The 10,281-nt window shown below is 44.8% G+C and carries 13 protein-coding genes and 1 pseudogene; 3 read left to right on the top strand and 11 right to left on the bottom strand.

All coding sequences use genetic code 11. The features are described 5' to 3' along the window. From B3182_RS07790 to B3182_RS07760, 7 genes and pseudogenes are all read right to left on the bottom strand, one after another. Positions 1–217 (bottom strand): annotated as a pseudogene (locus tag B3182_RS07790) (biotin--[acetyl-CoA-carboxylase] ligase); the annotation flags it as partial. 91 nt (positions 218–308) lie between these two features. Continuing rightward, positions 309–533 (bottom strand): hypothetical protein, encoded by a 225-nt coding sequence (locus B3182_RS07785; RefSeq protein ID WP_292354732.1) that lies wholly within the window; start codon positions 531–533, stop codon positions 309–311. A gap of 47 nt (positions 534–580) precedes the next feature. Beyond that, complete coding sequence (locus B3182_RS07780) at positions 581–946, bottom strand: DUF2069 domain-containing protein (RefSeq protein WP_292354734.1); 366 nt, start codon at positions 944–946, stop codon at positions 581–583. Beyond that, the gene (gene wrbA, locus B3182_RS07775; protein WP_292354736.1) at positions 943–1,536 is read right to left on the bottom strand and encodes an NAD(P)H:quinone oxidoreductase; all 594 of its coding nucleotides are present in this window, start codon (positions 1,534–1,536) and stop codon (positions 943–945) included. Before wrbA ends, B3182_RS07780 begins: the two co-directional genes overlap by 4 nt. Positions 1,537–1,545: 9 nt before the next feature. After that, positions 1,546–1,896, bottom strand: coding sequence for an arsenate reductase (glutaredoxin) (gene arsC, locus B3182_RS07770; protein ID WP_292354738.1), 351 nt, complete (start codon positions 1,894–1,896; stop codon positions 1,546–1,548). Then, complete coding sequence (gene lapB, locus B3182_RS07765; RefSeq protein WP_292402000.1) at positions 1,893–3,074, bottom strand: lipopolysaccharide assembly protein LapB; 1,182 nt, start codon at positions 3,072–3,074, stop codon at positions 1,893–1,895. Before lapB ends, arsC begins: the two co-directional genes overlap by 4 nt. 8 nt (positions 3,075–3,082) lie before the next feature. Continuing rightward, positions 3,083–3,379 (bottom strand): LapA family protein, encoded by a 297-nt coding sequence (locus B3182_RS07760; protein ID WP_292354743.1) that lies wholly within the window; start codon positions 3,377–3,379, stop codon positions 3,083–3,085. Between the two features lie 151 nt (positions 3,380–3,530). On the opposite strand from B3182_RS07760, the gene fdxA reads away from it, so the two are divergent. Beyond that, a complete protein-coding gene (fdxA, locus tag B3182_RS07755) occupies positions 3,531–3,854 on the top strand; it encodes a ferredoxin FdxA (protein WP_069296830.1) in 324 nt (107 codons plus the stop codon). Between the two features lie 58 nt (positions 3,855–3,912). Here fdxA and rpoH read toward each other — a convergent pair whose 3' ends face one another. From rpoH to ftsY, 4 genes are all read right to left on the bottom strand, one after another. Continuing rightward, a complete protein-coding gene (gene rpoH / locus B3182_RS07750; RefSeq protein WP_292354747.1) occupies positions 3,913–4,773 on the bottom strand; it encodes an RNA polymerase sigma factor RpoH in 861 nt (286 codons plus the stop codon). Between the two features lie 103 nt (positions 4,774–4,876). Then, positions 4,877–5,803: a permease-like cell division protein FtsX gene (ftsX, locus tag B3182_RS07745; protein WP_292354749.1), complete on the bottom strand. Its 927-nt coding sequence runs from the start codon at positions 5,801–5,803 to the stop codon at positions 4,877–4,879. Further along, entirely contained in the window at positions 5,800–6,462 is a 663-nt protein-coding gene (ftsE, locus tag B3182_RS07740) for a cell division ATP-binding protein FtsE (protein WP_292354751.1), read from the bottom strand. Before ftsE ends, ftsX begins: the two co-directional genes overlap by 4 nt. Continuing rightward, positions 6,459–7,523 carry a signal recognition particle-docking protein FtsY gene (gene ftsY, locus B3182_RS07735; RefSeq protein WP_292354753.1) on the bottom strand — a complete coding sequence of 355 codons (1,065 nt, stop codon included), beginning with the start codon at positions 7,521–7,523 and terminating at the stop codon, positions 6,459–6,461. The genes ftsE and ftsY overlap by 4 nt, the downstream gene beginning before the upstream one ends. Positions 7,524–7,586: 63 nt before the next feature. On the opposite strand from ftsY, the gene B3182_RS07730 reads away from it, so the two are divergent. Continuing rightward, on the top strand, positions 7,587–8,948 hold the full coding sequence (locus tag B3182_RS07730; protein WP_292354755.1) for a M16 family metallopeptidase: 1,362 nt from the start codon (positions 7,587–7,589) through the stop codon (positions 8,946–8,948). Next, a complete protein-coding gene (locus tag B3182_RS07725; protein WP_292354757.1) occupies positions 8,938–10,239 on the top strand; it encodes a M16 family metallopeptidase in 1,302 nt (433 codons plus the stop codon). The genes B3182_RS07730 and B3182_RS07725 overlap by 11 nt, the downstream gene beginning before the upstream one ends. Positions 10,240–10,281 lie beyond the last annotated feature (42 nt).

Raw genomic sequence — 10,281 nt, 5'->3', positions numbered from 1 at the left:
CCCACTGACCCCCACGACGACCACGGCCAGCGGTCTGCATTTCTGCAAGACATACTGCTGTGCCCGAGATACCCGTTTGGGCTTTTTTCCAGAGAATATCGTTGGTTGAAGTCACCTCAGAAAAAACCTGAAGGCTGTCAAGTTGAGAGATAATTTCGGGATTCAGTGCTGCACGGATAATGTTTTCGTCAAGTGCGACGTATGGGGATAAACTCAAAATAGGGCTTCGTAGTCAGTAACGACTATAGTGTAGCGTCAAATACCTTTTTGTTGCCAGTATTTACGAGTTAAGAAGAATGAAAATTTTTTCAGACTTTGATATCAAGCAGGGAGCCAAGTGTATCAGAGCTGATTTGCAGAGCTTTTGCTGAAGCCTGTACCTGTAGCTTGTCGCTATTCATCTCGACCATAGGCGTGACGAAGTCACCACCTTTAGTTGATTCACTTGCCACAGCGAAAGCATTTTTGTTCAAGCTTTGCATGCCATTTTGAATGCCTTGATACGCTGATTGAATGGCAGGAATGGTACTCATAGGTAACTCCAATAAATAGTCACGGATATTGGAACATTATCAATATATTAAGTCTGTGATTTTTTTCGCAATTTTGCAGAGGCACGAACATATAAATTCGCTGCTACAAAAAAACTGCTGCTGAATATCACTTCCAGTAATGGATACCAGATAACAGCATCTCTGCTATATAACTCGCCGATTCCATGAGCAATGTAAAACAACATCAAAAAACTGGCCCAGGCATGAGTATAGGTTTTTCCATACAGAACACCTCTCATTGGAAATAATAATGGCACCACGCCTATGATCAGCCACGCCGCTACAGGAAAGTTTTCACTGTGTTCTGCGATTAAAATCCAAAGCAGTAAGCTGATCATCAGTCCAAAAAAACTGATTAACGAAATAATTCGGAGTGAGTGCACAAACTTCATCTGGCAAGCCTAATGGCAAGCTCAGCAACCCGCAACCCTAGCGCCTGACACAGATCAATTTCTTCCTGACTCATAGTCCGTTTATTATCTGCTCCGGCAAAATGGCTGGCACCATAAGGTGTGCCGCCAGTTTGCGTGGTCATCAAAGCGGCTTCTGTATAAGGTAAGCCGGCAATCACCATACCGTGATGTAATAACGGCAGCATCATGGATAACAAGGTGGTTTCCTGACCTCCATGCAGACTTCCAGTGGAGGTAAATACAGCAGCAGGCTTGCCATTCAGGGTGCCGGATAACCAATCATCACTGGTACCATCGATAAAATATTTAAGTGCAGCTGCCATATTGCCAAAACGGGTAGGGCTACCCAGAATAAGCCCTGCACATTCCTGCAAGTCAGCCGATGTGGCATAAAGGTGACCGGAGGCGGGAATCTCTTGTTCGGTTTTTTCACAAACGGTGGAAACCCTGGGCACCGTTCTAATTCTTGCCGTGCAATGAGTATGTTTTTCCACACCACGCGCAATTTGTTCAGCCATAGCTTTGACCTGCCCGGACTGGCTGTAATAAAGGATCAAAATCTCATTCATAGTGGGGTCTCAGAGAATATTCAGCACCGCTTCAGGTGGTCTGCCAATAATGGCTTGATTGTTTTTAATGACGATGGGGCGTTCAATCAGTTTCGGGTTGTCACACATGGCTCTGATGAGTTCTTGATCAGATAAATCTTTATTATCTAACTGTAATTCCTTGTATAGCGTTTCTTTAGTACGTAACAACTGTCTTGGTTGCATATCAAGCTGCTGCAGGATATCGGATAATTCTTCCGCTGTCGGGGGAGTCTTAAGATATTCCACAATCTCAATATCCTGCTGCTGATTTTCCAGTAAAAGCAGGGTTTCGCGTGATTTACTACAGCGAGGGTTATGATAAATTCGGATTTTATTCATGAAGGTGGATCCAGTAATTTTTCCAAAGCAGTAAGATGAATTTCAGTGGGGCGAACCGTGCCCCAGCTGGCACAACCAGGACACAGCCAGTGCATGGTTTTGCCTGAGAAACCACAGTTTTTGCAGGTGTAACGATCACCTTTTTCTACCATGGTTCTGGTAATGCGCTCAATCAAAGGGATAAGCGCAATTTGATTGTTTTCACCCAGTTTAATCAAGGTATGCAAACCTTCTACCGAGGGATGGTGATGTAATTGTTCGTAAAGCATTTGCTGGGCGGCTTTATTGTTTTCCAGTTCAGCCACGATATGGGTCAACATAATACGGGCAGAAGTCAGATGTGGATGACGGCTGATAAGCTGGGTTAACTGGTTGCGTAATGCCGGTAAATCTCCCAATTGCTGATATGCTTCATGCCAGAAAGGTAAAGCTTCTGACAAAAATTTAGGATTTTGCTGTTCGATAGTCTGCAACGCACTAAGCGCTTTTCTGGGCTGCTTTATACTCAAAAACAGTCGGGCTTCCAGCAGGCTGGCTCTCACGCAATTTTCATCATGATACAAGGCTTGCTTGAGCATATTGAATGCTTCGTGGCGATCGTGGTCGGTATATTGTTCGGCAAGTTCACAATAAAACTGAGCAATTAAGGGTTTCACCTGTGCAGTTTTACTGGCATCAATCTGTTTGCCCATTTCAATTGCCTGCGCCCATTTTTTTTCCTGTTGGTATATGCGCATTAATTGCTTTGCTGCTTCCGGATGAGGCTGCGGTTGCTGCAGTAATTCAAGAAACAGGTGTTCTGCACGATCCAATACACCCGCATGCATATAATCCAGGCCCAGTTCCACCATGGCTTGCAGACGTTGTTCGCCGTGCAGACTTGGTCGGGCTATCAAGTTCTGATGAATACGAATGGCGCGTTCGGTTTCGCCACGGCGACGGAAAAGGTTCGCCAGAGCCAAATGGGTTTCGACCGTTTCACTATTTACTTCTAGAAGTCCGATAAAGACATCAATTGCTTTATCGGGCTGTTCATTGAGAAGATAATTCAAGCCTTTGAAATATTCCGGATTAAAGGCTTTAGCATGTCTTTGTGGCTGTTTTTTATAATGCCGCATGGCCAGAAACCAACCTGACAGTGCTGCGACGGGTAACAGGAAAAAAAGCCATTGCATCATGATTGGGCCTAGTGGCTATTTCGTACTGGTAAAATACGCAGGCTGTTCAGTTCTTGCTCGGCACTTTGTAATTTATTTTCCAAGCGATGATTGTCATAGCGGATTCGAAGCGTGCTCAAAGCAATAATCGTGGCGCCGATTATCAATCCCAATAATAAAAAGGCGATTAATAAAACGGCCAATGGCAGTTGCCATTGTACAAAAAACAGATCAAGAGAAACGGTTTGCATATTGAACACAGCAAATGCAGTACTGATCAGAAAAAAACTGATAAATACGGCTAGGATTAGAATTTTTCTTATCATCGGGTCATCCTGTTTTCAGACGGGTAATCTTCAGAGCAAAGTTGATCATACCGTATTTATCATCATTGCCCAGAACGTTGGTAAATCATGTAGAATATCGAACATTCTGACAGGTCTGGCCTGTAAAAATTGTATTTGTGGAGATTTCACCATGACCTTTGTTGTCACTGAAAACTGTATTAAATGTAAATATACTGATTGTGTTGATGTCTGCCCAGTAGACTGTTTTCACGAAGGTCCTAACTTTTTGGTTATTGATCCTGACGAATGTATAGATTGCACACTTTGCGAACCCGAATGTCCAGCAGAAGCTATTTTTTCTGAAGATGATTTACCGGATGAACAAATGGAATTCTTGCAGATTAATGCGGAATTATCACAAGTCTGGCCTGTATTATCTGAGAAAAAAGATCCTTTGGATGATGCAGAAGAGTGGGACGGTAAACCTAACAAAACACCTTTGCTTGAACGGTAAGCATGGGTAAAAAAAAGCCCGCTTACCGAAAGGTCAGCGGGCTTTTTTATGGTTGCTATTAATCCATTAGCTGGCGAAGTTTTTTCATCGCATTATTTTCAATCTGTCGAATCCGCTCAGCGGAGACCTGATATTGATCGGCCAATGTATGCAAGGTGGCTTTATCGTCATCATGCAACCAGCGTTTACTGATAATATCGCGACTACGTTCATCCAGTGTTGCTAATGCATTGACCAGCTTCTGCTGTTGAAAGTCAGCATAATCTTCATTTTCCAGTTGTTTCGATGGGTCACTGTTATCAGGCGCTTTTAAATAAGCTGCTGGTGAATAGCTGGACTCATCATCGTCATTATCAACCGGCAAATCAAATGATGTATCCGGTTGAGCCAGACGGCGCTCCATATCGATGACATTGGCGGCTGTAACACCAAGATCATCAGCAACGGCTTCAATTTCATCCTGATTCAGCCAACCCAGACGTTGTTTGGCACTACGTAAATTAAAGAATAATTTTCGCTGTGCTTTGGTAGTGGCAATTTTCACGATCCGCCAGTTGCGAATGACATACTCGTGAATCTCTGCGCGGATCCAGTGAACAGCAAATGAAACCAGTCGGACACCTTTTTCCGGGTCAAAGCGTTTGACCGCTTTCATCAGACCAATATTACCTTCCTGAATCAGGTCGGCAACCGGAAGACCATAACCACTGTAGCCTTTGGCAATACGAACCACAAAACGCAAATGCGACAATACCAGTCGCTGTGCCGCTTCCAGATCGCCATTTTGTTGCAGGCGTGTCGCTAGATCGTGCTCTTCTTCAGCCGTTAAAACGGGAATTTGATGCACGAGATTGGTGTATGCATCCAGGTTGCCAATTGGTGCTGTGGCAAGTTGATATTGGGCTGCATGCGTTGTCATGTGTGCGTTCTCCCTATGAAAACCTATCGCTTTATTTTAGCAAAAAGCATTTTAAAATATATCCATTAGAATGGTAAATGCGTGAAAAGTTTCTTTATTACCATTAGCTTGGCTCAATTGCATTCAAATGTCTACTCACGGCAAGCCATGCCCCCATGACTCCCAGTAATAGCCCGCAGATTGGTAATGCAAATAACATTTGACCGCCAAACCACTTTAAGGTGAACTGGCTGTCATACAAGGCCGCCAATTCATCAATCGGTCCACTGATAATCAGCAGACTAATCAGTAACGCTATCCAGGCTAATACACCACCCAGAAAGCCATACCACATACCAGTGTATAAAAAAGGTCTTCTGACAAATGTATTGGTACCGCCAACCAGTTTGATTACGCGTATTTCCGTCTGACGGTTAAGAATGGCCAGTCGGATAGTATTACCAATAACCAGCAATACACTCAGTGATAACAAGATAGCCAGAATGCTAATGCCGCGTTGGCCTGTTTCGTTGATGCTGCGCAATCGTTGTAGCCATTGCATATCGAGTTGTGCCAAATCGACTTCCGGTAAGGCATCGAGTCTTTTTAATAATGCCTCAATTGCTTCCTGCTGTTGCTCTTCTTCGGGTTCGATGATGATCACCGCAGGCAACGGATTTTCAGGTAATGTATCCAACAGGCTTTCCAGTCCCGATATTTCCCGAAATTCATTTAACGACTGCTGCGCAGATTGAAATGAAACATCGACAATATCGGGCCAGGTCTTGAGTTGCTCAGCCAATTGCTCGCCACGTTTGTCGCTTATTTCATCTTGCAGGAACAGCGAAATACGATTGGCATGCTGCCATTCTCCACTGACCTGTTCGACATTTTTCAGGATGACAAACAAACCTGCAGGTAATAACAAGGCAATACCGATCACCAATAAGGTCATTGAAGTCGCGACGGGTTGACGCCATAACTCACCCAGACTGGAGAGCATGACCTGAACATGACGCAGCAGGTAATTATGAATATTCAGTAGTTTCATGAATGGTTTTCTGCAAGCCTTCCCTGTTGCAGGGTAATGTGGCGGTAAGGTAACTGGCTGATTAAATCCTGGTCATGACTTGCAATAAATACCGTCACGCCAACCTGATTGAACTGTTCAAATAAATGCATGATTTCGCGGGATAATTCGGGATCCAGGTTTCCTGTTGGTTCATCGGCCAGCAGAACCGGCGGACGATTAACCACCGCGCGGGCAATACCTACCCGTTGCTGTTCACCACCTGACAAGGCAATAGGTAAGTTGCGTTCTTTGCCCAGCAAGCCGACTTTATCGAGAGCTGCTCGCACCCGCCGACCAATTTCACGATGGTTTTCACCTGCAATAATCAATGGCAGAGCAACATTATCAAACACCGTACGATCGTGTAACAGATTGTGATCCTGAAACACCAGGCCAATTTTTCGACGGTAATAGGGGATCTTCCACTTCGGCAGTCGGCTCAGATTTTGATTATTGACGATCACCTGACCATGAGAGCAACGTTCGATCAGTGCTATCAGTTTTAATAAGGTACTTTTACCGGCACCTGAGTGACCGGTCAAAAAAGCCATTTCTCCTGAGAGCAGTTCAAAGCTAAGACCTGACAGGGCTTCCTGCTGGCCTTCATAACGTTTATAAACCTGTTCAAATCGGATCATTGTTGTGTTTCACGGCCCAGTAATGCATCGACAAAATCCTCTGCTTCAAAGGTTCTTAAATCATCGATCTTTTCACCCACCCCAATATAACGAATGGGTAAGCCGATTTTTTTAGCGATGGCAAAAATAATACCGCCTTTTGCCGTACCATCAAGTTTCGTCAGGGTAATACCGGTTAATCCTATCGCCTGATGAAATTGTTCAGCCTGGGACAAAGCATTTTGTCCAGTGCCGGCATCCAGCACCAGCATGACTTCATGTGGCGCATTGCCATCCAGTTTGGCCATAACGCGTTTTACTTTTTTCAGCTCTTCCATCAGATTGGATTGGGTATGTAGACGACCCGCCGTATCAGCAATCAGAATATCCATCTGCCGGGCTTTGGCCGCTTGTAAGGCATCAAAGATAACCGAGGCAGAATCAGCACCATTTTGTTGGGCAATCACAGGGATCTGATTACGTTCTCCCCAGACCTGAAGTTGTTCAACAGCTGCAGCACGAAATGTATCACCGGCCGCCAGCATCACTTTTTTGCCTTGCAGCTGAAACTGTTTGGCCAGTTTGCCAATGGTTGTCGTTTTTCCCACACCGTTAATACCCACCATCAGGATCACAAAAGGACTGGCAGATGATGGAATCTGCAGCGGTCGGGAAACTGGTTTGAGGATGTCCACCATATCAGCGTGCATTGCTGCAAACAGGGCTTCCGGGTCATTAAGCTGCTTACGGGCAACACGTTGTGTTAAGTCGTTAATGATGGTCTGTGTAGCTTCTATCCCTAAATCTGCACTGAGCAGTTGGGTTTCCAGTTCTTCAAGCAAATCATCATCAATAGTTTTTCTGCCTAGTACCAAATCGGCAAAGCCTTCGGTCAATTTGGTGCTGCTGCGACTCAGTCCCTGTTTGAGGCGTCCAAAAAATCCTGGGGTCTCTGAAACATTGCTGGCTTGAGTATCTGCGGTATTTTCCGCATCATGTGCGGCTGACTGCTGTTCAGTGAGGAGTTGCTCCTCACTGCTGTTTTCGCTGGGTTTGGCTTTTTTTCTGAGGAAACTAAACATATTCTCGGTTTGTCGTTAGTGTTCGATTATTAATCTTATCATGTGATCAATTGTGAGATGCAGATGCACACCTTAAAAAAACTTGTTTGGGCACTGCTGATAGTGCCTGTTATTGGCTTTGCGCAAGTCAGTGAATATCAGCTGGACAATGGTCTTAAATTACTGGTCAAACCGGATAACCGGGCACCGGTTGTGGTTTCCCAGGTCTGGTACAAAGTCGGTTCAAGCTATGAGCACAATGGCATTACCGGTATATCACATATTCTTGAACATATGATGTTCAAGGGCACGGAAAACCTTGGACCAAATGAGTTTTCCCGCATTATTGCCGAAAATGGTGGCTCTCAAAACGCCTTTACCGGACGTGATTACACGGCCTATTTTCAAACACTGGAAAAAGAGCGTTTGGAAATCAGTTTTCGCCTTGAAGCCGAGCGAATGCGCAACTTGATTATTGATGATGCCGAGTTACTCAAAGAACGAGAGGTGGTTGCTGAAGAGCGGCGCATGCGTACTGATGATAATCCACGTTCGTTATTACGTGAAGCAATGAATGCCATGGCGTTTATGAATAGCCCTTATCATCACCCGGTTATTGGCTGGATGAATGATATTAATCATTATGATCCAGAAGACCTGCGTGAGTGGTACCAAATGTGGTATGCCCCAAATAACGCAACCGTTGTGGTGGTCGGCGATGTTAAGCCCGACGAGGTTTACCAGTTAGCACAGAAATATTTTGGCCCATTGAAACCAGAAGAACTGGCAACGGTTAAACCTCAGATTGAAGTTGTTCAGCGTGGCAAGCGTACTTTGGAGTTAAAAGCGCCTGCAGAACTGCCTTATTTGATGATGGGCTGGAAAGTGCCGGTGGTTAAAACTGCTGAGCAAGATTGGGAACCCTATGCCTTAGATGTTCTGGCAGGCATTCTTGATGGTGGTGCAAGTAGCCGGTTCTCTCGTGAATTGATTCGTGAACAGCAGGTAGCTGCCGGAATAAGTGCTTATAACAGTGCGTTTTCCCGTTTGGATGATGTATTTACCATTGCTGGTACACCTGCTCAAGGTAAGTCTGTCGAGGACGTCAAGCACGCTGTGTTGAATCAACTTGATAAAATTAAAGCTGAACTCGTTACCGAGGCAGAGTTACAACGCGTCAAAACTCAGGTGATTGCCAGCTCTGTCTATCAGCTTGATAGTGTTTTCTACCAGGCCATGCAGTTAGGCATGCTGGAAACAGTTGGCCTCGATTGGCGTCTGGTTGACAGTTATCCCGATAAAATCAGTGCAATTACTGCTGAACAGGTTCAACAGGTTGCACAAAAATATTTTATTGATGAAGGACTTACCGTCGCAGAACTGATTCCAATGCCCACAGACAATACTACTCCACGTCCTACTTCGGGAGATCCACATGCTCGCTAAGTTCTCTTTTTTATTCACTGGATTATTACTGGCCTTTAGCGTTTCTGCCAGTCCGCAAATAGAAAATTGGCAAACTGCCAATGGCACCCAGGTATATTTTGTCAAAGCCCAGGAATTGCCCATATTGGACATTCGTCTGGTATTTGATGCTGGCGCCGCGAGAGATCCGAAAGGCGGGGTGGCATTACTGACGAGCTCAATGCTCAATCAAGGTACCAAAAACAAAGACACCGATGCTATTGCTACTGCATTTGATGATGTCGGTGCCGAATTCAGCTCTGAGTCTGAGCGCGATATGGCGGTGTTGAGTTTGCGGACTTTATCCAAAGCAGATGCTTTAAAACCTGCTATCGATACGTTTGTAGAAGTTATCAGTCAACCGTCCTTTCCGGAAAGGTCTTTTGATCGTCTTATTAATCAAGTTAAAACCAGTTTGCAAAGCGAAAAACAATCGCCTTCTGCTATAGCTGATCGCGCTTTTTATCAGCAGCTGTACGATGACCATCCGTATTCATCCATGCCAATAGGCACCGAAGCTTCAATAGATGAAATCAGCATTGCCGATTTGCAACAGTTTTATCAGCAATTTTATGTGGCGAACAATGCTGTACTGGTCATTGTAGGTGATGTGGATATTAAACAGGCAAAAGCCTTGTCAGAAAAAATTTCCGGTAGCCTTCCCGCGGGAAAAAAGGCTGCGGCCTTACCTGAAGTTGAACCACTTGAAACTGCCCAACAAAAGAATTTGCCTTATCCATCGAGTCAAACCACGATTTTGATGGGGCAACCTGGTTTAACCCGCGATGATCCAGATTTTTTCCCGCTGTATGTGGGTAATCATGTTTTAGGTGGCAGTGGACTGGTGTCCATTATCAGTGATGAAATTCGTGAAAAACGTGGCTTATCCTATAGTGCTTATAGTTATTTCAGACCAATGCGGGAGGCCGGCCCTTACCAGTTTGGTCTGCAAACCCGTAATGATCAGGCAGAACTGGCATTGGATGTACTGAATCAGACGTTAGTGGATTTTGTTGAGCAGGGCCCCACTAAAGAACAACTCACAGCCGCACAGAAAAATATTACCGGTGGATTTGCCTTGCGCCTGGATAGCAATAGTAAAATTGCCGATTATCTGGCGATGATGGGCTTTTATCAGTTGCCGCTGGATCATCTGGAAACCTTTAATTCAAGAGTGAACGCAGTGACGGTTGATCAAATAAAAGCCGCTTATCAAAAACGTATCCATCCCCAAAAAATGGTCACAATACTGGTGGGTGGCGACGCTGAATAAAACATCACGTCAATCTGTTCGAATTATCGGCGGCCAATGGGG

This window comes from Methylophaga sp. UBA4204 (assembly GCF_002379485.1).
Lineage (GTDB): Bacteria > Pseudomonadota > Gammaproteobacteria > Nitrosococcales > Methylophagaceae > Methylophaga.
The sequence above is the reverse complement of the archived record's forward strand: the minus strand, read 5'-3'. Positions and strand labels throughout refer to the sequence as shown.